The following is a 23,728-nucleotide window of genomic DNA, read 5'->3' as shown; positions in this document are numbered from 1 at the left end:
CGCTTATTGCGTGCTGAGAATAATAATGAACGATTCAATTTATACCATTATCCCGCCAATTGTGGCGATATTAGTTGCCATTTGGCGCAAAAGTGCAATTCAAGCCCTAGTGGTCGGGTTAGTACTTACATACTTTATGTCATCAAATTTTGCGCCATTAACAAGTGTCAGCGCGATGACTACAGGCGTGATTGATGTCGCAACATCCACCTATAACCAACGCATTATTATATTTAGTTTATTGATTGGTGCGGTGCTTGCGCTGGTAAATGCCAGTGGTGGTGTGGCTGGCTTTATTAATGCGCTGAATAAAAAGCATTGGGTTGATAACGATAGAAAAGCCGCGATGGTTCCGACTTTGATCGGGTCGTCCATCTTTACCGATACTAATTTAAGTATGTTTACCGCGGGTCTTGCGTCACAAAGTATTTTTGATAAATACAAATTATCGCGTGCGCGTCTTGCTTTTATTCTCGATTCTACCTGTTCGCCAATTAGTATTTTATTGTTGATTAATGGCTGGGGCGCATACATTTTAGGCTTGCTTGATGGATATAATTTATCGGATGAAGTGGGCGTTTTGATCAGCACCATAGGTTATAACTTTTATCCGATTATCGTTATTTGTGTGGTGTATTACACGGCGTTAAGCGGACGCGTGTTTGGCCCTTTAAAAGCGGCCAGCAGCAAGGTCGAATCAAAATTTGAACAAAATGATACGATTGGCAAAGCGCGATACCTTGTTATTCCGATGCTTGGCATTATTTTTATTACCTTGGGTTTACTCTATTACACAGGTGACGGAGACTTACGCCGCGGCAGTGGTTCGTTCTCGGTGCTTTGGGCTGTGGTGACGAGTTACCTTTTACTTGTGTTTATGTTGTTACTTGATAAGGTGTTTTCAATTAAACATCTGTTATCGCACAGCCTGAAAGGTATTAAAAACTTAGTGCCAGCGGTTGCGGTGTTAGTGTTGTCGTTTGCCTTTGGCGATGCGGTAAAAGCCTTTGGCACAGGCACTTATGTTAGCGGCCTTATGAGCTCTGAAGTATCAATGCTTTGGATTGCACCGTTACTGTTTATTACTGCAGGTATTATGGCATTTGCTACGGGCACTTCGTGGGGAACCTTTGCCATTTTATTCCCAATTGCCTTACCTATTGCATTACAAACAGGCATTGAACCGGCGTTTTTATTAGCAGCCGTTTTGGGCGGCGGGGTATTTGGCGATCACGCTTCACCAATTTCAGATTCGACTATAGTGGCGTCTATCGCCAGTGGGTGCGATCATATTGAGCACGTTAAAACCCAGTTACCGTATTGTTTGGTGATTGCTGCAATCAGTTTATTACTGTACGTTGTGGTAGGCAGTTTTATAATTTGATCTGGACTTGGTACAACAAATTATCAAGCGAGAAGGTTTAAACCAAAAAATCTATCTATGACAAATTGGTAGTTAACGTATTAAGCCAAGTTCAGGTTATTTAGTATTTTTAGCGAAGACACGGAGGCCGTATGCAACACGAAAAAATAAATTATCTTGAGTTTCCAGCCAGCGACTTATCACAGGTAAAAGCGTTTTTTAATGTGGTTTTTGCCTTTGAATTTACCGACTACGGGCCAGAATATACCGCGTTTAATAATGCCGGTATTGATGGTGGCTTTTATTTAAGTGACAACGCTATGACGGTAGCTAAAGGCTCAGCATTAGTGGTGTTTTACAGTGCAAATTTGGCTGAAACCCAAGACAAAATTACCGCAGCTGGCGGCAAAATTGTAATGGAAACATTTGAGTTTCCAGGTGGAAAACGTTTTCACTTTAGCGATCCTTGTGGCAACGAATTTGCTGTGTGGAGCGACAAATAACACACTAACTCCATAAATAACGAGGCATACTTAAATCAAATAAAGTGTGCCTCGTTTTTGTATCTTATTTATGGATGCGCCGCAGCGCCACCAAACTCGCTTGCTAGATGGTTGATAATAGCTACTGGATCGGTGATGTTACGCTTGTTTTCTAGAATAAGTACTGGCAACCACTGATTTTCTTCGCCAAGTAATTCAACCACTTGCTGTCTTGGTTTAGGAAAATCAATTCGGCGAATATCTAGGTGTTGTAGCCAATGCGGATTAAACTGCAGTGCACCTTCTATCATCGCACAATGAGAGCATACCCACATTTTTCCAGGTCCATCTTCAAATGGCATAGTTAAAATAAATAAAATTGGTTTCAATGTTTACTCCATTAAATCTGAACGTTTATAACCATTCAAGGTTATCGTAAGGGCGTAGTTTGAGTGCTTGCAGTCGCGTTTTTAACGAGCCAACATGCACTTCTAATTGGTGACCATCGGGGTCTAAAAAGTAAAGCGAGTCGCCTTCACTTTTATTATTCTTCCAAAGAGGAATATTGTGCTCTGCTATTCGCGCTTTAAAGTTATCAAAGTCCGCTTTAGCAATATCAAATGCAATGTGCGAATAGTCAGTTCGGGTTGAAGGGGTATCAACACTTAGGCAAAACCATAAATCGCCTACAGATAAGTATGCGCCGTGTTGCCATTTCACATGCCCTTTGAAACCGAGTACATCGATGTAAAATTCAAGGGAGCGAGCTAAATCGCTCACCGCAATAGTGATATGATTTAAGCCTAAAATCATTGTTGGGCAACCTATAACTGTTTTTGTATCAGCGATTTACTATAACAAAATGATTATTGGCTGGCGCTAGTTTTTTCATCAACAAAGCTTGCATTAGATGTTAAATCTTCACCTAAGTAGCCAGCTAACAAATTCATCATAGTTTTTGGGTTATCCCCTTTGGCAATATGCATCACTCCATCGCGCACTAAACACATATGATGCTTTATCTCTTCTGCGCGCTCGCCCAGTTTATTAGCGAAAGGCCCTGTGATGCCATTGGCAATCAGTGCGCCATAAAGGGTCGTTAATAACGCGACTGACATTTGCGGCCCGATGGTTTTTGGGTCGTCCATTGCAATTAGCATCGCAACTAAGCCAATTAATGTCCCTATCATGCCCATAGCAGGGGCAAGTTCGGTAAAACTGTTCATTACTTTAATGGCATCGTTGTTATTTTGGCGAGTATGCAAAATATCGCGATTCATTGTAAATTCAATGGCTTCAGGGTTATGACCATCGACCAGTAAGTTAATTGCTTTCGCCATAAACGGGTCGTTTATCGGTTTTTCTTCTAACCCTAAAAAGCCACTTTTACGGGCAACTTCGGCTAATTCAACGAGTTCATCCATGGTGTTAAAGAGATCGGGCGTGGTTTTAGAAAATACCCATTTAATGTGTTTTATCGCTGCAATAAATTTAGATAAGCGATAACTTAGCATTACCGCACCTAAGGTGCCGCCAAGTACAATGCAAATAGACGATAGATTTGCGTATGCCTCTGGTGCTGCGCCGCTGGCATAAATGCCAAAAATCAGTGCTAAAATGATGATTGAAAGGCCAAAGCCACTTGCTGAATCCATGGGTTTTCCTAAAAAGACTGAGAAGGTTGAAGTTCGACCGCGTTTCCTTGCGAAATTGCAATTTCAACGCGGCGATTTTTAGCTCTATTTTGTTGCGATGTGTTGGGCAGCAAAGGCTTGGTATCGGCGTAAGCCGCTATATGCAAGCGGTTACTGTTAAGATGACTTGAGCCAAGTAAGGTTTGCAGCACGGCATTCGCCCGCTTTGATGATAACTCCCAGTTATTGGCATGCAGTTCATTACTTACGTGCAAGTCATCACTGTGGCCAGACACGGAAATTTGCCCCGGAATACGCGCGAGTTGCTCAGCTATCGTCGTTAAAACGGGTTTGAATCGCGGTTGCAAAAAGCTTGAACCAGACGGAAAACTGCCGCGCTCGTTTAATCGAATAATCAGTTGCTGCCCGAGCATTTCAAGTTCAATTAGTTCGTTGTCAATTTCGCTTTTAAGTAAGTGCTCTAAGGTTTCTTTTAACTTTAGATTGATTTTAGCTACATCACTTTCAGCTTTTTGCGTTTGTAAGTCACGTTGTTCATTTTCAGTTGTAAGCTGTTGCACAGATTTTATTGGTGTGGGTTCTGGTTTTCCAGGCGAAAACTCGGTAGCGATAACCGACGTGCCTTTAGGTATATCCTGTAACATCACTTCTGATTGCACACCAAAGGCTTTTTTCATTGAGCCCGCAATGTGTTTAAACTTTTCGACATCCATCACTGAATAAGATAACAGCAATACAAAAAAGCACATCAGAAGCGACATTAAATCAGCAAACGTCGTCATCCAATTAGGCGCACCTTTGGCTTTTTCATCTACAAATTCGTGGTTTTCCATGACGATACTTCTTGCGTTATTTAACTGTTGGATTGCCAGACTTTGTTGTGTTCGACGTGTAAGCGTTTCGCAATAAAATAACAGCTTGGCAGCACTAAATAGAACACATTGAGCAACATACAAGCCAGTACAGGGCCGGTTTTCGTTGCCGCGTAATCGTGATTGCTAAGTAAATACATACCGTACAAGTAGGGCACACACACCATTAATAATGACGCTATGCAAAGTAGTCGTATTGATGCGGTTTTACTTAAATAACGAATAGCAAAGAGGGATGCTGTCGCCATCATCACAGCCGGAACATCAATAAACAGTTTTATAAACGACCAAATGCCATCATCGACACTTTTCATCACATATTCAGGTGTGCCTGACCAAAATGCCCCTTCGAGCAAGGCGAGGTGGATATTGCCATTTAACAGTGAGTGCCAAAAACCGTCACTAAAGCCGTCAACGTTATCCATGCTACTTAACCACATTACCAAGAGGGCAATAATTGTAAAAATGCTAAGTCCGATACTAAAAATAACGCCTTTAATAACATTCGCGTTAGTAACTAGGCGATGAAACGCCGTTTGACCTGAAAGATAGGTTTGATGCCAAAACCAGCAATTTGCAACCGATGGGTTTTGCGTTTGCAGTAGAAAATACTCTTCGTACAAGTCGCCTAATAGGGTATTTTGATGGTGTTTTGGTGTAAAGCGCGCAATTAGCCAAGCAGCGAACTTAGGTGGATTTACATTGTTTTTAGCCATGGTGTTCACCGTTTATACTTCAAAGGGCTGATTTGGCACGTGCTGCCAAAGGGTATCCATAGCATCTTTTGCCCGCTGTAACGCTTTTAATCCATCATTCGTTACTTTAAAAAAGCGCTTCGGGCGACCGCCGCGCTCAGGTGTTGCTTCTCCTAGTTTTGATGACACTAGGCCCTTTTTCTCTAGCCGTTCAAGGGTGGCGTAAAGTGCACCCAGAGCAACAGTGCGTTTAATTTGTTGGTCTAAAAGTTGACGAATAGCCGCGCCATAAGCGTTTTCTTTTAGTTGTAATAAGGCAAGCAAAACCATTTGTTCAAACTCACCTAGAAATTTATCACTTTTACCCACAAACCACCTATAGACACTATCAAGGCTTAATTTACTACAAAATAGTTTTTTAAACTAAAAGATGCAAATGGTTTTTACTATTTTGTAGTAAAAAATGGCAGGCAAGCTAAAAGCGTGGTTTTAAAAATAACGTCAAGTTTGGGTGAGTGCTTGAAAAAGTACTGTTAATTATCAAACGCTCAGCATAAAAAAACAGGTGCAATGCACCTGTTGAAGGGGAGGGTGTTTTAACCTCACACTAAAACGTAAGGGTTACGTTTTAATTAACCAAGCTGCGCCATAATGGTAGATAATTTGTCAGCGAATTCACTGTTGGTAATTTGACCTTTCTCTACATCAAAGTTATCGAAAAAGCTTGGTAGTGAAAAACTGCCTTTAACGTCCATCGCAAAGAAACCTGCAGAGCCTGTTGCGGCGCCTAACACACTTTGTGCGCCGCCAGGGCCTGGCGATGATGCCATTAATACAACTGGCTTATCTTGGTACACTTTCATATTAATGCGTGATGTCCAATCGAATAGGTTTTTATACGCTGCTGTGTAAGAGCCGTTATGCTCAGCAAATGAAATTACAACGGCATCTGCTTCACCAATTTTTTTGTAAAAGGTTTGTGCTTGCTCTGGAATGCCACCTTGTTGTTCACGATCTTGGCTGTAAATTGGCATTTCAAAGTCGTTTAAATCTAAAATCTCAACGTCTGCATCTACTAATGATGATGCGTATTGTACTAGTTGCTTGTTAATTGATTGGCTATTGTTTGTTGCTGCGAATGCTAATAATTTCATAATGCTCTCCGACACGAATTCTAATTAAGTAGTTACCTTGACTTGTTGAATATAAGGTTATATTAATTCCTTTACGATATTAATACTTATAAAATTAAAATACTGTTTCCATATGGCTAATAATATATTTGATGGTATTCCCATCTTTGTGCAAGTGGTAAAACTGGGTGGTTTTGGTGCAGCTGCTGAGGCGATGAATCATTCAAACTCTCATGTTAGTAAAGTAATCAGTAAGTTAGAAGAGCGTGTAGGCGTGCGCCTATTAAATCGAACCACACGCTCTATTTCACTCACGCCTGAGGGGCAAGTGTTTTTTAATCACTGCGAGCAGCTGGTGAATGATACTGAGCAGGCGCTGCAATCGATCTCACCAAGTGATGAAAAACCTAAAGGCAGTTTAAAAGTGAGCTGTCCGCTTGGCTTGAGTAAAGGGCTGTTACAGCCTGCATTGTCTGAATACTTATCGCTTTATCCCAATGTCAGTTTAGAGTGGAATATTAGCGATGAAAAAGTTGATTTAATTAATGAAGGCTACGACTTAGCTATTCGTGCAACGCCTGCACTGGATGATTCCACGTTAATTTGTAAACGACTGACTAGTGTTCCAACGTATACCGTTATCAGTAAAAAATATATTGAGCGTTATGGTAAACCTCATCACCCACGTGAGTTGTCTAATCATCACTGCATTTGTTATAGCAATTTAAAAAAGGCCGATAAATGGGACTTTATCGATAAAAATGGCAGTGAGTTTACCGTACCTGTGAAAGAACGTATTCGCAGTAATAACGGCCATATGGAATTGGCAATGGCGTTAGACGGTCATGGAATTGTGCGCCTGCCCGAATTTTTTTTAGCAGAGGCGTTGCAGAATGACGATATTGAAGTACTGTTTGCCGATTTTCCAACGACGGAAGTCCATGTGTATGCGGTATATCCGAGCCGTAAGCATTTATCGCCGAAAGTTAGAAAGTTTGTTGAGCTATTACAAAAAAAATTAACTTGAGAGACCGACAGTCGCTAATTTTTGATCTCAAATAATAATCGCTTAAACAATTTGTTCCCTTTTTGAATGAGATGCGGTTTACTGGTTTTAGTGAGTGCGAATTGATAAAGCGAGTTCACAAACTTAAGTAAAGGAGAGTACGTTATGAAATGGCATTGGATGATAGCAGGCGCTGTTGGGCTTACATTAACTGGCTGCTTTTCAGAAAAACTAACACAAAGTGAGGCAGTGTCAAAACCGCTTGTAGTAACAGCAGCCGATAGAATTTACTTTGGTGGTGACATATTAACTATGGAAGGTGATACGCCTCAATACGCAGAAGCAATCGCAACCCTTGGTGAAAAAATCATTTTTGTCGGTGATAAAAAAAGCGCTATGGCGCATAAGTTTGGTAAAACTGCACTGATTGATTTAAAAGGTAAGGCACTGTTACCGGGGTTTGTTGACCCGCATAGCCATGTTTATGGTGTAGGGCTTCAAGCCGTGGTGGCCAATGTTTTACCGCCGCCTGATGGAAAAGCAAATACAGTAGACAGCATTATTGAGATATTAAAAGCGGCTGACCAAGAGCAAACGCAACGCTTATTTATCGAGAAAACAGGTTGGATTTTAGGCTTTGGCTATGACGATGCAGAACTTGACCGCTATCCTACTAAAGAGGACCTGGACAAGGTAAGTACCGACAAGCCGGTGTTGATTGTGCATACTTCGGGCCATTTAAGTGTGGCAAATAGTAAGGCGCTCGAACTAAGCGGAATAAACGCAGAGTCACCTAACCCAGAGGGCGGTGTTATTCGCCGTATTGAAGGTAGCAAAGAGCCAAATGGTGTGCTTGAAGAAAACGCACACTTTGCAGTGTTATTTAGCCTCAATAAACTCATCGATCAAAGCTTGCAAGATACTATGTTAGAAGCGGCGCAAAAGATGTATGCGAAATTTGGCTACACCACCGCGCAAGAGGGCCGTGCAACCACTGATGGTTATCAAGCGCTTAAACGCGCATCAACTAAAGGGCAACTGCTAATAGATGTTGTTGCATATGCCGATATGCCCACAAGCAGTGACTTTATGACTTCGCCTTATAATGCACCAACGTACACAAATCATTTTCGCATAGGTGGTGTTAAGTTAAATTTTGATGGTTCACCACAAGGCAAAACAGCGTGGTTAACGCAGCCCTATTTTCACCCACCTCATGGGCAAAATAATGAGTATGTTGGCTACCCAACATTTAAAGATGATACAGCCTATAACTATGTCGAAACCGCGTTTAAGAATGATTGGCAGGTATTAACCCATGCCAATGGTGATGCGGCAATTGAACAATTTATTACTGCTGTAGAAAAAGCTAACAATAAACTTGGCAAAAAAGACCGTCGCCCGGTGCTAATTCATGGCCAAACAATACGACAAGATCAAGTAGCACGATTAAAAGATGCAGGTATTTTCCCAGCGCTTTTCCCAATGCATACCTTTTATTGGGGCGATTGGCATCGCGACTCGGTGTTAGGTCTTCCGCGAGCTGATTTTATTTCGCCAACCAAAGCAATACTTGATGCAGGAATGGTTTTTAGTAGCCACCATGATGCGCCTGTCGCATTGCCAAGCTCTTTTAGAGTATTGGATGCCACAGTAAATCGCACTACGCGAACCAATAAAGTACTTGGACCCGATCAGCGTGTAGATGCCTACACAGGTTTAAAATCAATGACGATTTGGCCTGCCTATCAGCACTTTGAAGAAAACAGTAAAGGTAGTTTAAAAGAGGGCAAACAGGCCGATTTAATTATTTTGAACAAGAACCCGCTTAAAGTTGCACCTGAAACGTTAAAAGATTTACAGGTGATTGAAACCATTAGTCGTGGTGACACCGTTTATCGTCGTAGCGAGTAAAACTCGCTTTTTATAGGTAATATAATATGGTTGAATCTAAAATTATTCGTTCAATAGTCAACCGTACTTACAATGTTTAAGGCGGATTATGAGTACGATGACTCACTTATGGCATAGTGAAATAAGACTAATTGAAGTTGAAAGATAAAATACGGTAACACACTATTTTAAAAAAAATTAATCAATGTAAGGAAACATTCCAATGACAAAAATATTAACAGTGCTGGCCTTTTCTGCTGCTTTTGCATCGTTTACTATAAGTGCAGACGCAAAAAAGCAAGATGAAAATACACAGTTTTGCTACGACGATAAACAACATAAATACTCGCAAGGTGCGGTGCTTAAAAGTGAAAGTGAGAAAGTATTACGCTGCGTGTATACCTACGATAAGCCGTCAGACACTAAAAAATTAGCGTGGGTGGAAATTGTAAAAGCAGACTCAAAATACTCATTGGCAATTAAGCAAGCCGATAAATAAATGCGTGTAAACACGTTAACAATCGAATCTAAGTTAATCTAGGCACAATAAAAAAGCACTTTGCGCCAAGCTAAGTGCTTTTTTAATTTAGAGAGTTTAGTGCCATATATAACCCCTTATGTGTTTAAGCTATGTGTTAAATTATTTAAACACGAGGTAGCTTGCGCCAATTAATGTTCCTGTTACCAGTGCTAATGTCATGCCCGCAGTAATCAGGCTTGCAACAACAAATGTAGTTAAACCTGCCGTAAATAATAAATCAAACGCATTTGAAGTGTTCATATCGCTATTCCTATTGTGTGTTAAGTAAAGCATTTATCGCTTTGGTTATTTAATAAGTCGTAGCAGGGCTTAAAAAGGTTTAAAAAGTTTTAGAAAAGAAATGGGCGTTAACTTAAGTAAGCGATTTTTTTATTGATTTTACTGAACCAAAACGGGGCGTAATGCGTTGATAACTTTTTATAATTTGAAAGGTTGAGATTTAAACTCAAAATTATTAAAAAAATTTTACCCCTTTTTGTATGGCGCTGCGTTTTATAGGTAACTCAATTAAAAAAGGGAAAGCCTATGTTATTGCAACTTGATACTTTCGAGCCACAAACTCCGATACTAAAACTAGCACTTTGCTTTATTGCTGCGTTGGCTGTGACATTTAGTTTGTTCGCGTTTATGCAGTTTTTAATTAAATCGCCAAATCGCATTGTTGATGCGCCCAAGCCAATTATTGATATTGCTTTATACCAAGCGCGCGAAATTTCAGAGGTTAAGCAGAAAACTAAAATTCAACCACCACCCAAATTAACGCAGCCTCCAAAACATGTTATGGAAGCGCCAGCAAATGTGTCGAGCAATGTTCCGTTAACATTTGCACCCAACTTAAATGTGTCTATTGGCAGTATGCCAAGCAGTGCGCCTAGCCTTATGTCGCAAAGTGGGCAGGCAAGCCCAATTGTGCGTGTGCCACCTAAGTATCCTGTAGGTGCAGCTCGCGATGGCATTGAGGGCTGGGTAAAGTTGACGTTTAGTATTGATAAAACCGGCCGTGTTATCGATGCGCAAGTAACTGCTGCTGAACCTAAACGTGTTTTTAATACAGCTGCACTAAAAGCGTTGAAACGCTGGAAGTATAAACCATCTATTGATAACGGGGTGGCATATATTCAGACAAACCAGTCAGTGTTGCTTGAATTTAAATTAGCGCAAGAATAAAGTGCTGTTATGTTTAGGGGTTGTTTTTGCGAATGTAAAAGACTTATTGTGTTGTTTTAAAAACCTTACGAGCGTATTTTTCATAAATACGCTTAACCCCTAACACAGCGTCTACGCAAAAGTTGGATCAACGAGCAAAAGGAGTCGTTATAGATGTTGTTAACTTTGACTACTTGGCTTAGTGCAGACCTCAGCGCAGAGGAAATCATGATGCGGTACCGTGATTCAGGGAAAAAGCGGTATTTAAATCAATTGGTAGATGCTTATTATGACGATTTATATCACTTTCTGGTAAGTCAGTCAGATCAAGTACTTGCGCAAGATATTAGTCAAAAAACATGGCTTAAAGTGATTGAAAAAAAAGCGTTATTTAAAACATCAGTTTCGTTTAAATCTTGGTTGTTTATGATTGCAAGGCGTTTACTGATTGATGAATTTCGCAGCCAAAATAAACTCACTCAGCTAGATGATGTGCAGCTAGTATGCGGCCAATCACAAGACGTGAGCGGCGATGACATGTTGGCGGTACTTGATAGTGCGCTTAACGCACTCAACTTTTACCAACGAGAAGCGTTTATTCTGCAAAAAGAAGGGTTTTCGGTTGATGAAATTGCACATATTACAGGGTGCGAGTTTGAGACAATAAAATCACGACTACGCTACGCAAAACAAAATTTACGCAATATGCTGAAAGGGCACGCAGATGAGTAATAAAGCAGACGAACTAATTGATTCGCTCTATAAAAAGCGCAAACAACAACTGCACTCAAGCGTAAAGCAGAGGCGTGAATTTAGTGATAACATTATTGCTAAGTCGATAAAAAAACCAAAATCTAAACTTTTTTACCGTCTTCAATTTGCTATGAGCATTGCTGCGTTAACGATGTTCGGATTTGTTGTGTTCAACCAAGTGCAGCGTGAGGCTACGCCTCAATATAGCCAGATTAATGAAGCGAATTACTATCAAGTGGCTGTAGTAGAACGTCAATCAGAAACACTAAGTTGGTTTATTACGACTCAAAAAAATGCGTTAGAAAATGACCGTAATGCGCAAATAGCGAACTTAAATCGACACTTTAACAACGCATCAGATAATACAAATATAATGACCGTTAAGGTGCTTAATACGCAATTAGATTGGCATTTAGAGAGCTGTGATGGTTCGACTTTAATAAAAATAAAACGTGAGGTTGTTGCTGAATTAATGGCGTCTTCGAATTTATTTGATAGTACGCACACGGGTCAGTGGTTAGCGTTGGTATTAGATGAGCAGGGTAGTCCTTATGCGCTGCGTAAAACAGGTAAAGCCAGTGTGTGTAGTTAAGGCGAAAATATGCGTTTTATTTATGTAATGGACCCAATGTGTGCCTGGTGTTACGGGTTTAAACCTGAGCTGGAAGCGTTTTTTGAAATGCATTCACATATCCATGTTGAATGGGTTATGGGCGGACTTGCCCCTGATAATAATCAACCCATGAGCGAGCAAATGCGCACGACAATTGCCGCCTATTGGCAGCAAATTGAAGCGAAAACACAGGTCACATTTAATCATGATTATTGGCACTGCAATACGCCGTATCGCTCAACCTATTTAGCGTGTCGCGCGGTGATTGTGGCGAATGATTTACTGGAGAATGGGGCTGAAAAAATGGTCAATGCAATTCAAACAGCGTATTACCAAAAGGCGCAAAACCCATCGTTAGAAAACACGTTAATTGAGTGTGCCGCAACAATTGGATTAAATAAAGATGAGTTTGTTCATAGCCTTAAGTCTGAGCAAACGCAAAAAACGCTTACACAACACCTTTATATTACAAAGCAGTTAAACGTAACCGGTTTTCCTGCCTTGTTTTACCTTGATGGACATAATCACGTTTACCCTTTGGCCCTTGGCTTTTGCACATTTAACGAATTAGCACAGCGATTTAACCGTATTTCACAATAATTGGCAGTATTTATGCGGCGTGTTTGGTGGCCGGATTTTAGAAAAGTGCTAAACGCATAGTTTTGTATTCAATAAGCTAAATAATACGGGCTCTCAATAACGAGTTACCCGTATTTATGAGCAAACCCCAATGGGTGCTGCTTGCTCAAAGCTAAGGTTTAATTATTAGAACTAAGCAGGGTTAACGCACCGCCTTCAATTACAAAAAGCTCATCAAACTGATCTTCATTAATGGTGACATCGTGATCGGTTAATAACTTTACAAGTTGTGGTGTGGTGTTGCTGTGCCCAACAATTACGGTATTGCCTTTTAATGTTTTTAGCTGTTTAACCAAGGCGGTTAACTGACGCGGGTTATAATGGGTTACCACAATGCCCAATTTTTGACTAAGCGGTTTTACGGTTTCTAAGGTGCGGTTGTAATTAGTGCTAAAAATGTGCTTAATTTTTTTGTCTTTTAACATGCTAACGAGGTGCTCTGCACGAGCTTTACCCGCCTCAGACAAGTTTGGATTAATACCATCACGCTTTTCAGCGTGGCGTAGTAAAAAGAGGGTATCAGGTGTTGCAAACACCGCTTGAGATAAAAATAATCCTACAATAAAAGCCAATAAACGCATGATAACTAAGCCCTTTACAACATACGTGAAACAATTTCTCTCACTTTAACTGAGCTTTGTACAAAAGCAAAGGGCGATTTAGTTAAAAATCGCCTCATTGGCAGGACTGTACTTTTGTAAAAAATCATCGTGGCTGGGCTGCGCTTCAGCGCATTTTTCAAGGGCATTTCTGCCAGCCGCTAGGCTTTTTGCAAGCATTTCGCTGTTAAGCGCATCTAAGGTAGGGTTGTATCCATTAGGCACTACTCCCATACCATCAAACACCGCATACCAGCTGGTGGGTTGGAATAGCTCTTCAACACCTGGGATCAATCCACCGCTTTGTTTAAAAAATTCGATGCGTGTGGCTAAACTTGCCGGAATTTGTTTTTGTTGCCAATCGCGCCAAAACGCTGAGTCGTCACGTTTAGTGGTGCAGTAGTGCAGCACTAAAAAGTCGCGAATTTCTTGATAATCACCACTAATGCGGCGGTTAAATTCATTTTGTAATACCGCATTTGGGGTTTTAGTCGGAAACATGCGCACAAACAGTGCCAGTGATTTAGAGACTAAATGAATTGCAGTGGATTCGAGCGGCTCTAAAAACCCCTGTGCAAGGCCAAGTGATAGGCAGTTTTTATTCCACACTTTATCGCGCACACCGGTAACAAATGGGATAACTCTTGGCTCGGTTAGCGGCTCGCCGTCAACATTATCAAGTAAGGTTTGAATCGCTTCTTCATCGGAGATGTACTTATCACAATATACATAACCATTACCTGTGCGGTGTTGCAGCGGAATATGCCAGCTCCAACCGGCTTTTTGCCCGCGCGAAACGGTATAGGGTTTGGTATTTCCTGTGAGTTTGGTTTGCACAGCAACTGCGCGGTTGCAGGGTAAATGCTCGGACCAATCTTGGTATTCGGTATTGAGTGCATTACCAATGAGTAAGCCCTTAAAGCCCGTACAATCAATAAAAAAATCACCCTTAATTGTCTCGCCTGATTTTAATGTGACAGACGCAATATTACCGTCGATGCTCTTACTAATTGACTCAACATGGCCAACGGTGCGCTTTACACCAATATTTTCAGAGAATTTGCGTAAGTATTGGCCTGCCAGCACAGCATCAAGGTGCAGTGCAAAGCGGGCGCCTGCAAGCGGTGTATTCATCGCTTGATGCGGTACAAAAAAACGATTCTTTTCTGATAATACCGCTTCTGGCGAATAGGCCATTAGTGGTGTGGTGTCGCCTTCTGCTTTTTGTTTAAGCCAACATTGGTAAAACTCGTGACCATCAATCTTTTGGCCAACCTCCCCAAAGGGATGAAAATAGCTATGTGATTCTTGATACCAGTTTTCAAACTGTATACCCCATTTAAAACTAGCTTGGGTGGCTTTTATAAATTCAACTAAATCAATGCCGAGGCTTTCTAGGGTATCAATAAGCGGCGGAATCGTGGCTTCGCCAACACCAATAATATTCACTTCGTCTGATTCAATCAGCTCAACTTGGGTGTTGCTGTCTTTAAAAATATTGCCAAGCGTTGCTGCAGCAAGCCAACCTGCGGTGCCGCCACCGACAATAACAAACTTTTCAATGGGATTGTGTGTTAACTGCATACCGCTTCCTGTTGCTTGATTGGTTGATAGCCACAGTGCTTTTCTAAAAATTCGCTGTGGGTAGGCGCATTGTTTACTTGGCTTGAAACCATTTCGCGCATTTTAGTTAAATGTTCGTTTAAGTAATTGAGCGGCATATTATCTGCGCTTGCTTGGTAGTTTTCGGGTAAAAAATTTAAACCGTGGTAAATAGCCAGCCAACTGTCGGGGCCAAACATTTCCCAAGGCAGGCGTTTCAACTCGCCGGTTTTAGCAAAGGTTAGCATTTTCTCTTCGAGTGATGCCGGAATTGCCATATCGCGGTAATACTGCCACATAGGGCTGTCGCTGCGGCCGTTTAACTTATAGTGCAAAATTATAAAGTCGCGCACGCGCTCATATTCTTGTGCATTCACATCATTAAATTTAGCGACATCGTGTGCTGAGTAGTGATTGCTCGTGAAAGTAAGTAAGAGTTTTTCGATTGCTGTTTCAACCAGTGCAATGCTGGTGCTCTCTAATGGTTCTAAAAAGCCAGAGCTTAAACCAATGGCGACACAGTTGTTATGCCATGCAGATTTTCGCCGCCCTGGGGTAAAACTAAATTTACGTGGTGGCTGTAAAATTTCGCCATCGATTGATGCAAGCAAACTTTGCTCTGCTTCGTCATGGGAAAGGTATTTGCTGCTGTAAACGTAGCCATTGCCAACGCGATGCTGAAGCGGTATACGCCATTGCCAGCCGCCTTTTTTCGCGATAGCGAGGGTACGGGTAATGGGTTCAGTCGTTGCGCTTGTTTGCACTGCGATAGCGCTGTCATTTAATAGCCAATGGCTCCAATTTTCATATTCAACAGCTTGGTTTTCACCAATTAACAGCGCCTTAAAGCCAGAACAATCAATAAATAAATCGGCGACGATGCTAGAGCCATCTTCAAATTGTAATTGGCTAATACTGCCATCAGGGTGATTTTCAATATTACTGATGGTGTTATCGATATGCTTAACGCCTTTATTGGTTGAATAATCAAACATCAGTTTTGCAAACAGGCTTGCGTCAAAATGCAGTGCCCAATCAAAAATTTCTAACTGGTTTTGAGGCTTTATTTTTGGCGGCACAAATTTGTTGTGCTTTGCCATTTGCACGCCAAGAGAATAGTCAGTTAAATCGCTGTGAGCACCTGCTTGTTCGGCGCGCAGCCAATAATGATGAAATGGGGTACTTGGTGTGCTTTGTCCGTAAATACCAAATGGGTGAATAAAGCGCGAGTTTTCACCTGCCCAACCTTGAAATTCAATACCAAGTTTGCAACTGCCTTTGGTGGCGTTTAGTACGTCAATATCACTAAGACCTAAGTTTTGATAAAAGCGGCGTAAAGTTGGAATAGTGGCTTCACCGACACCTATGGTGCCAAGTTTACTTGATTCGATTAGGGTTATTTTACAGTGTTTTAGCGGGGCGTGATTAGCAAGGGCTGCAGCTGTCATCCAGCCAGATGTACCGCCGCCAACGATGACGATGGAATTTATTGTTTTTGTATCTTCTGTCATGGTTCACACTCGTGCTTATACTTCAATACCAATTTGATTAAGTAACTTGATTAAGTAAATAGGCAATTAGTTAATCAAATGGGTATTTGCATTGTATCGTGATGAAACCAAAAGAAAAGACTGCCGCCAAATGACGGCAGTCTTGGGCAGAAAGTGTTAATTCAACCTAAATCCTAATAATTCTAAGGATTAAAATGTTGCCCTAACACCAAGGGTCCAACGCGATTCATACTCGTTACGGAACGCTTTTTGTGAAGAGAATTCAAGGTAAGTTTGTTGAACTTCTTCAGTTATGTTCGAACCGTGTAAGTAAATATCTAGATAATCAGTTGCGTGGTAGGTTGCACTGAAATCAAGTTGTGAATAGGTATCTTGGTACAGTGATTGTCCGCCAACTGCACTTGAGCCTTGTGTGATTAAGCGCGGGCTACGTGAGTTCCATGCTAAACGCGTTGAGAACTCTTCTTGCTCATACCAAAGCACAAAGTTGTATGTGTCTTTTGACATACCAACGAATGGTAAATCGTCGCCATTTACGTCTTTGTTTTGTTGCGAGCTATCACTGTATGTGTAGTTAGCATCGATACCGAAGTTATTAAGAATTGCGATATCTGTGTAGTCGCTCATTGCAGCACGAATACCCACTTCTAGACCGCTTACATCACCACCTTTACCTTGTACTTGCGTACTGAAAGGCCATGGACCACGGCTGATACCATCATCATCTGGCTCATCAATCCAAACAGTACCGCTTTCTGTGAAGCTTTCAATTTCGATGCGGTAAAGTGATAAGAACATCATTGACGCTTCGCCATTATACCACTCAGCTGATAGTGAGTAGTTATCTGAACGCCATGGGTTAAGTGCCGGGTTACCTGTTAGGTTACCATTTACTACGCGTAAACAGTCACATTCACCGTTAATTGCTTTACCAACCGTTTTACCACCGCCCCAACTTGCAAGGTCAAGTGCTTGCATGTTTTTAGCGTATGCACCACGTACAATAACGTCTTCTGTTACATCAGCTGACACGTTTAATGATGGTAGGTAATCCGTATAGCTGCGCTCTGTTACTACGTCGCCAATATCTGGACCTAGACCTGAGTGAGGTAAGTTCGAACCCGCAAGGTTTTGCTTCACGTATAGGTCAGTTTCAACCACTTTAACACCAAAGTTACCGCGGATCATTTCCCACTCAAAGTTGGCTTGTGCAAAATAGCTGAATTCGTTCAATTTAACATCGAAAGAAGCACCTGCGTTTTCAGTGCGCTGTACATTACCAAATGTGTCTAGGTGGAACTGACGTGGATCGCGGAAGTTACTCGGATCAATCGCCCACATTGTTGGAATGCCTTTTACACTACCGAAGTTAGAAATCTGGCTAACAGTGGTATGTGTATCAAGACGAGTAGGGTTAAGTAATGTGTAAGGCACCCAAGTACCCGCAGTTAAATCACCCACATCTTCTGTTAGGTATTCACCTGCTGCTGGGTTGCCTTCACAGGTATCAACAGTGTGATATTGGTCAACCGCTTTCCACTGTGCGATATCACAGCCATCACCAAATTCAGATGTGTATGTAAATTGGTCATGGTCCACTTTACGTTCCATAAAGCGCACACCAAAATCAACACTCGTGATGAATTCCATGTCGTCAAATTGATAGTTCCATTTCGTGCTGAATGTGTTGATTTCACCTTCGTCGTCTGTATTACCTTCAGACGAGAATGCACCAATGTGGTATGAATCTAAGCTGCCCATGTAATCAGCAACGCTCATTAAGCCTTGGCCGCCATTTACCAGTTGATCAAAACCACTAAATACTGGCGATTCACCACGTGCATCATAACGTAGTAGGAATGAATCATCTTCAATACCGCCTGGTGAGAATTGCGCGTAACAACCACCTTGGTCGCCCACAATGGTATCACCATCGCCACAGTATTCAGCCGGTGTAAACTGACCAGGACCAGTTACACGAGTCCCTTGATCAATACTCAGTAAATCACCTTCACCATAGCCGTGGCGCATGCTTGCATCCGCTTTAGCACGTGTAACACGAACTTGACCTGAAAGCGGGCCACCGTTATTAAAGTTAAGCTCTAAGTTTAAGTTAGTTGAGGTTTCGTAGTTATTGTTAACCTGAGTGAAGGTTTGTAAACGCCATGGTTGTAGGTAAAAATCATTTACCGCACCCCATGCATTGCCATCTTCATCAGTAAACGTGTCGCCTGTCCATCCTGATTCAGTGGGGAATGCATAGTCGTTAAATGAATACCAACGGTTGTTTTGTGATAAACCTTGGCGTTCGTTAAAACGCTCTTGATCGGTGTAGAATGCTTCGAACACAAGTTCAAAGCCTTCACTTAAATCCGCTTGAAAAGCAAACTGGAAACCTTGACGCTCACGTTTTTCTTGTTTGTTAAATGCAGCAAAACCTTGCGGTACAACGTGACGAATGTCGTTACCTTGAGGGTTTTGACCCCATGTGAAATTGTTATTTGCTGCTCCGATACCACCATTTTCAGAGGTATCGAAATAACCGTTGTAGTCTGTAGCTAGGGTTGCTTCTTGTGTTACCGCAGAGAATAAAACACCCCATTTATCAGCATTATAGCTGATTAGGCCGTTTAGATTTGGATCTGTTTCATCACTAATAGAGCCCTGTGTTACATCTGCGCTTACGTTTGTTGTCCAACCTTCGCTCATATCGAATGGACGGCGTGTTTTAAGGTCAATCGAACCTGAGATACCTGCAGCAGAACGCTTAGATTCACTTGTTTTATAAACATCAACACCCGAGAAAAGCTGTGCTGGTAAATCACCAAAATCAGCGCCTGATGAATCTATGGTCGTTGCACTTAAAAATACTTCGCCATTAAGTGTACTATCGACTTGAGGTAGACCACGGATTTGCACCGGACCACCTTCACCTGCAGTACGCTCAACCTGTACACCAGTGATTCGCTGTAGCGAGTCTGAAATTGTTACGTCGGGTAGTTTACCGATATCTTCTGATGCAATGCCATCAACCTGTGAAGGTGCAAAACGCTTTACGTTAATCGCTTTAACTGTACTGGCGCGAATACCTTTAACCTGAATAACTTCCATTTCGGCATCAGCTGATGATTTTTCTTCAGCGATAACGTTTTGTGCGAAACCGGCAGAGAGTGCTACCGCTATGGTTGAAGACAGCACGCTTCGTTTAAATGTTCTGTTGGACACAGTTTTCCCCTATTAGTGTTTAGTTCTATCAGAAAATAATTCCGAGAAACCTTATTGTTGTGATTACTTGTATAATTTGCTGACAGCGTTGTCATTGCTTGTCAAAAAAATAATAAAAGGGTCGTAACTTCGACAGTAATTAATGCGTTTTACAGCTCAATTCACGCAGCGCTAAACTCTTATCAACAGCCCAGTTTAGCTGATACTTGAAAGTTGACTCACCTAGTTCAGATGTAAATGTCTGTTCCTTTGTAATGTTAAAAAGTAACACATAAATATCTTGAACTTGTTACTTTTTAACATTAACATAATTAAAAAAGCAACACTTTGATAACAAATTTGTTTGAAATGCATCTAGATTGAATAGAATTGTATTAGTTGGGTGTTTCGCTGTTAGCAATTTGGTAACAAGTTTTATGAATGAAGTAATTAAAGGTGCGGGAAATCCACAATCTCTTGCACACGGTGGCTGGCATATATTGCGTGAAGAGGTGAGTTTTCCGGTTGCAGTATTATCACAATCGGCCATTAATAATAATGCAAAGTGGATGGGCGACTTTTGTCAAAAGGCTAAAGTGAACTTAGCCCCTCATGGCAAAACCACTATGGCGCCAGCGCTTTTTAAAATGCAGCTTGAGCACGGTGCCTGGGGTATTACCCTTGCAACGGTCGCGCAAGTACTTAACGCAGTAAATCACGGTGTTAAACGAATTATTTTGGCAAATCAATTGGTAGGAAAATACCACTTTGAACAAATAGCTAATTTACTTGAAAGCACCGATGTGGAATTTTACTGTTTTGTCGATTCGGTAGAAAACGCCAAGCAAATAGGCCGCTTTTTTGATGCGCGAAAAGTATCAATTAACATTCTTTTAGAAATTGGTGCACAAGGTGGCCGCTGTGGTTGGCGTGATGTGAATAATACCGATGCATTTCTAGCTGCATGTAAACAGCACCCAAGTTTAAAGCTCGCAGGAATTGGTTTTTATGAAGGGGTGATTGGCGGTAGTAATGCCCTTGAAAAAGTCACTATATTTGTTGATGAAATTTATCAACTCGCAAGCACACTTCGACAACAAAATGCGTTTGATTTAGATAAGCCCATTATTACTGGCGCAGGATCTGCTTGGTATGACATCGTAGCCAATACACTCGGCAAGCATAATCACCAAAAGAACTTTAATTTAGTGATTCGCCCAGGCTGTTACCTTATTCATGACACTGGCATTTATCAAGATGCACAAAATGCAGTAATGGCACGTAGTCAATTGGCTTGTGATGTGACAGGTGATTTAGCATCAAGCTTAACGGTGTGGGCGTATGTTGTATCGCGTCCCGAAGCAGGGCTTGCCATTGTCGGCTTAGGTAAACGTGATGTAGCATTTGACGCAGGTTTACCAAAGGCAGAATTAATCTATCATGTTGATAACCAAACGTTGCAAGCGGCTGATGCCTTAATTCAAACCGTTAAAATCATGGACCAACATGCCATGCTAACCTTGCCTGACAACTGCAATCTGAAAGTGGGTGACATGGTCTGTTTTTCGACGTCTCATCCGTGTTTAACGTTTGATAAATGGCGCCAGGTAGCAATCGCCGATGACGATTGGGTAATTCGCAAAACTATTTCAACCTTTTTTTAATTAGGAAGCAGTAACATATGGATATTATCAACAAAATAAAAGAAGGGTTAGGGCACTTTAGCCCAGCGGAAGATAAAGTTGCTCATCTAATTTTGAGTGATCTTGAATTTGCAGCGACTGCTTCAATTAATGAGCTGGCAGACAAAGCCAGTGTGAGTCACGCGAGTATTACGCGCCTTGCTAAAAGTTTAGGCTGTGAAAATGTGCGCGATCTAAAGTTTCAGATCACTCAGTCAGCAGCGATCGGTGAGCGCTTCACTAGTTCTGAACCGATTGAAAAGAAAGATATCTTTCATGTTTACTCATCTATTCAAGAAATTTTAGCAGTTAATGTCGGATTAATTAGCGAAGAAGCTGTCATGACCGCTGCAGAAGCTATTTGTGACACACGCCATTGCTTGATTTTTGGCGTGGGTGGCGGTAGCAGTATGCTGGCGATGGAATGTCAAAACCGCCTATTTCGGTTAGATGTGTTATGTAACGCCCACTCTGATCCTATGATGATGCGTATGACCGCATCAACCATCAACAAAAATGATGTGGTGCTGTGTTTATCGCTAAGTGGCGTATCGCCAGATGTGATTGCTGCTGCGCGTATCGCAAAAGAGTACGGTGCAAATATTATTGCCATTTGCCCGCTAGGTGAACTTGCTGATATTGCAGATGTGCATTTGCCGATTAAAACGCAAGAAAGTGATTATATTTTTAAACCAAGTGCTGCGCGTTATGCAATGATGGCCGCGATCGATATTTTATCAAGTGAAGTGGCAACTAAAAATCAGCGCCGCTCAAAAGAAAAATTACGCCGATTAAAAATTCAATTAGATCAGCATCGTAATCAAAATAGCGACGCGTCACCGGCGGACACTCGCTTTCCGCTAGGCGATTAAATATGAGTGATAATAACCACCCTACCACCGAGATTCGTAACGCGACTGTTTACACGGGCGAGCTAAATGAATGCTTTGTTGGCGATGTTGCCATAAGTGACGAGCGCATTATTGCGCTCGGTGATTGTTCTCACTTGTACTCAGAGCAAGTTATTGATGCAACAGGGTTAACATTAGCCCCAGGTTTTATCGATGTGCATACCCATGACGATTTAGAAGTGCTGCGTAATCCGCATATGCTGTGCAAAGTCAGTCAAGGTGTAACTACGGTGATTGCAGGCAACTGTGGTATTAGTAGTGTGCCCTATGCTGCAGATATTGAGCCAGTAGACCCGATTAATTTATTGGGCCAGAAAGCAGATTTTAAATATCCCAATTTAGCTGATTTTAGAATTGCTTTCGACGACATAAAGCCAAGCGTTAATCTTGCCCAATTAATTGGCCATACTAGCCTGCGTGCGCAAGTAATGAATGATTTATCAAAAGCTGCCTCAGAACAAGAAATTACCCAAATGCAGTCGTTACTGCGTACTCAGCTAGAAGAGGGGGCATTAGGGCTAAGTACTGGGCTTGCTTATCCGAATGCTAAAGCATCAAGTCGTGAAGAAGTGAATCGTCTTGCCAAATGTGTAACGCCGTTTGAAGGTGTGTATACCACGCATTTACGCACTGAATTTCAAGGCATTATTGATGCTATGGATGAAGCATTTGCAACCGCTAAACAAGCAAAGCTTCCGCTGATTATTTCCCACTTAAAATGCGCCGGCATTGATAATTGGGGACGTGCACAGGAAGTATTAGCGCATCTAGAAGATAAACGACAATCACAACTCGCTTGCTGCGATTGTTATCCGTATGCCGCGAGCTCAAGCACGCTTGATTTAAATCAGGTCACTGACAGTACCGAGATTTACATTACGTGGTCTGAAACCCATCCTGAAATGGCTGAAAAAAGTTTGCGTGATATAGCAAATAACTGGCAATTATCATTAATGGACGCTGCTAAAAAATTAATGCCTGCCGGTGCGGTTTATCACTGCATGTTTGAAGACGATGTAAAACAGTTTTTAAGCTATGAAAACAGTATGATTGGCTCGGATGGTTTGCCGTGCGATCCACACCCGCATCCGCGTTTATGGGGCACGTTCCCAAGAGTATTAGGGCATTACGCAAGAGAGCAGCAAACGCTGTCGCTGGCATTGGCTATTCATAAAATGACAGCGCTGCCATCATCGCAATTTAAGCTCAACAATCGCGGCAAAATTGCTAAAGGTTACTTTGCGGATTTAGTGTTATTTGATGCAAACACGATTATCGATAACGCCAGCTATCAAAACCCTCAAGCACAAGCTGACGGCATTAAGTGTGTATGGGTCAACGGCAAAGTAAGCTTTGTTGAGGGTCTTGATGATCTAAGCGTTACGCAATTTGGGCGAGCCGGGCGATTTTTATCACGCACTTAATATG

The 23,728-nt window shown here is 41.7% G+C and carries 24 protein-coding genes; 12 read left to right on the top strand and 12 right to left on the bottom strand.

Features of this window, described 5'->3' with window-relative positions:
- Nucleotides 1–25: 25 nt before the first annotated feature.
- Entirely contained in the window at nt 26–1,384 is a 1,359-nt protein-coding gene (locus PSPO_RS19465) for a Na+/H+ antiporter NhaC family protein (protein ID WP_010558858.1), read from the top strand.
- 131 nt (nt 1,385–1,515) lie between these two features.
- Nucleotides 1,516–1,866: a VOC family protein gene (locus PSPO_RS19460; RefSeq protein WP_010558859.1), complete on the top strand. Its 351-nt coding sequence runs from the start codon at nt 1,516–1,518 to the stop codon at nt 1,864–1,866.
- Nucleotides 1,867–1,934: 68 nt separating this feature from the next.
- Here PSPO_RS19460 and PSPO_RS19455 read toward each other — a convergent pair whose 3' ends face one another.
- From PSPO_RS19455 to PSPO_RS19425, 7 genes are all read right to left on the bottom strand, one after another.
- Entirely contained in the window at nt 1,935–2,234 is a 300-nt protein-coding gene (locus PSPO_RS19455) for a DUF3088 family protein (RefSeq protein ID WP_010558860.1), read from the bottom strand.
- Nucleotides 2,235–2,259: 25 nt separating this feature from the next.
- A complete protein-coding gene (fos, locus tag PSPO_RS19450) occupies nt 2,260–2,658 on the bottom strand; it encodes a fosfomycin resistance glutathione transferase (protein WP_010558861.1) in 399 nt (132 codons plus the stop codon).
- 53 nt (nt 2,659–2,711) lie between these two features.
- A complete protein-coding gene (locus tag PSPO_RS19445; RefSeq protein WP_010558862.1) occupies nt 2,712–3,500 on the bottom strand; it encodes a motility protein A in 789 nt (262 codons plus the stop codon).
- 8 nt (nt 3,501–3,508) lie between these two features.
- A complete protein-coding gene (locus tag PSPO_RS19440; protein ID WP_010558863.1) occupies nt 3,509–4,333 on the bottom strand; it encodes a flagellar motor protein MotB in 825 nt (274 codons plus the stop codon).
- A 20-nt stretch (nt 4,334–4,353) separates the two neighbouring features.
- The gene (locus PSPO_RS19435; protein ID WP_010558864.1) at nt 4,354–5,088 is read right to left on the bottom strand and encodes a hypothetical protein; all 735 of its coding nucleotides are present in this window, start codon (nt 5,086–5,088) and stop codon (nt 4,354–4,356) included.
- Between the two features lie 12 nt (nt 5,089–5,100).
- Nucleotides 5,101–5,436: a PadR family transcriptional regulator gene (locus PSPO_RS19430; protein WP_010558865.1), complete on the bottom strand. Its 336-nt coding sequence runs from the start codon at nt 5,434–5,436 to the stop codon at nt 5,101–5,103.
- 263 nt (nt 5,437–5,699) lie between these two features.
- The gene (locus PSPO_RS19425; protein ID WP_010558866.1) at nt 5,700–6,221 is read right to left on the bottom strand and encodes an NADPH-dependent FMN reductase; all 522 of its coding nucleotides are present in this window, start codon (nt 6,219–6,221) and stop codon (nt 5,700–5,702) included.
- 112 nt (nt 6,222–6,333) lie between these two features.
- On the opposite strand from PSPO_RS19425, the gene PSPO_RS19420 reads away from it, so the two are divergent.
- The 3 genes from PSPO_RS19420 to PSPO_RS19410 all read left to right on the top strand — a co-directional run bounded on the left by PSPO_RS19420 (nt 6,334) and on the right by PSPO_RS19410 (nt 9,598).
- Nucleotides 6,334–7,227: a LysR family transcriptional regulator gene (locus tag PSPO_RS19420; protein ID WP_010558867.1), complete on the top strand. Its 894-nt coding sequence runs from the start codon at nt 6,334–6,336 to the stop codon at nt 7,225–7,227.
- 144 nt (nt 7,228–7,371) lie between these two features.
- Nucleotides 7,372–9,120, top strand: a complete 1,749-nt coding sequence (locus PSPO_RS19415) for an amidohydrolase (protein ID WP_010558868.1) — start codon at nt 7,372–7,374, stop codon at nt 9,118–9,120.
- Nucleotides 9,121–9,322: 202 nt separating this feature from the next.
- On the top strand, nt 9,323–9,598 hold the full coding sequence (locus tag PSPO_RS19410; protein WP_010558869.1) for a DUF1496 domain-containing protein: 276 nt from the start codon (nt 9,323–9,325) through the stop codon (nt 9,596–9,598).
- Between the two features lie 141 nt (nt 9,599–9,739).
- Here PSPO_RS19410 and PSPO_RS21730 read toward each other — a convergent pair whose 3' ends face one another.
- Entirely contained in the window at nt 9,740–9,880 is a 141-nt protein-coding gene (locus PSPO_RS21730) for a hypothetical protein (protein WP_158523471.1), read from the bottom strand.
- Nucleotides 9,881–10,165: 285 nt separating this feature from the next.
- Between PSPO_RS21730 and PSPO_RS19405 the strand changes: the two genes are divergently transcribed.
- The 4 genes from PSPO_RS19405 to PSPO_RS19390 all read left to right on the top strand — a co-directional run bounded on the left by PSPO_RS19405 (nt 10,166) and on the right by PSPO_RS19390 (nt 12,752).
- On the top strand, nt 10,166–10,807 hold the full coding sequence (locus PSPO_RS19405; RefSeq protein WP_010558870.1) for an energy transducer TonB: 642 nt from the start codon (nt 10,166–10,168) through the stop codon (nt 10,805–10,807).
- Nucleotides 10,808–10,960: 153 nt separating this feature from the next.
- A complete protein-coding gene (locus tag PSPO_RS19400) occupies nt 10,961–11,518 on the top strand; it encodes a sigma-70 family RNA polymerase sigma factor (protein WP_010558871.1) in 558 nt (185 codons plus the stop codon).
- Nucleotides 11,511–12,131, top strand: a complete 621-nt coding sequence (locus PSPO_RS19395; RefSeq protein ID WP_010558872.1) for a hypothetical protein — start codon at nt 11,511–11,513, stop codon at nt 12,129–12,131. The genes PSPO_RS19400 and PSPO_RS19395 overlap by 8 nt, the downstream gene beginning before the upstream one ends.
- 9 nt (nt 12,132–12,140) lie before the next feature.
- The gene (locus PSPO_RS19390; RefSeq protein WP_010558873.1) at nt 12,141–12,752 is read left to right on the top strand and encodes a DsbA family protein; all 612 of its coding nucleotides are present in this window, start codon (nt 12,141–12,143) and stop codon (nt 12,750–12,752) included.
- Nucleotides 12,753–12,910: 158 nt separating this feature from the next.
- Here PSPO_RS19390 and PSPO_RS19385 read toward each other — a convergent pair whose 3' ends face one another.
- The 4 genes from PSPO_RS19385 to PSPO_RS19370 all read right to left on the bottom strand — a co-directional run bounded on the left by PSPO_RS19385 (nt 12,911) and on the right by PSPO_RS19370 (nt 19,728).
- Complete coding sequence (locus tag PSPO_RS19385; RefSeq protein ID WP_010558874.1) at nt 12,911–13,372, bottom strand: SixA phosphatase family protein; 462 nt, start codon at nt 13,370–13,372, stop codon at nt 12,911–12,913.
- Nucleotides 13,373–13,450: 78 nt separating this feature from the next.
- Nucleotides 13,451–14,974 carry a tryptophan halogenase family protein gene (locus PSPO_RS19380; RefSeq protein ID WP_010558875.1) on the bottom strand — a complete coding sequence of 508 codons (1,524 nt, stop codon included), beginning with the start codon at nt 14,972–14,974 and terminating at the stop codon, nt 13,451–13,453.
- Nucleotides 14,965–16,503, bottom strand: coding sequence for a tryptophan halogenase family protein (locus tag PSPO_RS19375; protein WP_010558876.1), 1,539 nt, complete (start codon nt 16,501–16,503; stop codon nt 14,965–14,967). Before PSPO_RS19375 ends, PSPO_RS19380 begins: the two co-directional genes overlap by 10 nt.
- Nucleotides 16,504–16,692: 189 nt before the next feature.
- Complete coding sequence (locus tag PSPO_RS19370) at nt 16,693–19,728, bottom strand: TonB-dependent receptor (protein ID WP_010558877.1); 3,036 nt, start codon at nt 19,726–19,728, stop codon at nt 16,693–16,695.
- A gap of 416 nt (nt 19,729–20,144) precedes the next feature.
- On the opposite strand from PSPO_RS19370, the gene PSPO_RS19365 reads away from it, so the two are divergent.
- From PSPO_RS19365 to PSPO_RS19355, 3 genes are read left to right on the top strand one after another with little or no spacing between them, the layout of a single operon-like run.
- Nucleotides 20,145–21,371, top strand: coding sequence for an amino acid deaminase (locus PSPO_RS19365; RefSeq protein WP_010558878.1), 1,227 nt, complete (start codon nt 20,145–20,147; stop codon nt 21,369–21,371).
- A 17-nt stretch (nt 21,372–21,388) separates the two neighbouring features.
- Nucleotides 21,389–22,261, top strand: a complete 873-nt coding sequence (locus PSPO_RS19360) for a MurR/RpiR family transcriptional regulator (RefSeq protein ID WP_010558879.1) — start codon at nt 21,389–21,391, stop codon at nt 22,259–22,261.
- Between the two features lie 2 nt (nt 22,262–22,263).
- Nucleotides 22,264–23,724 (top strand): N-acyl-D-amino-acid deacylase family protein, encoded by a 1,461-nt coding sequence (locus PSPO_RS19355; protein WP_010558880.1) that lies wholly within the window; start codon nt 22,264–22,266, stop codon nt 23,722–23,724.
- The last annotated feature ends 4 nt before the right edge of the window (nt 23,725–23,728 follow it).

It is taken from the genome of Pseudoalteromonas spongiae UST010723-006, from assembly GCF_000238255.3.
GTDB classification, from domain to species: domain Bacteria; phylum Pseudomonadota; class Gammaproteobacteria; order Enterobacterales; family Alteromonadaceae; genus Pseudoalteromonas; species Pseudoalteromonas spongiae.
This window is presented reverse-complemented; position numbering and strand designations above follow the sequence as displayed.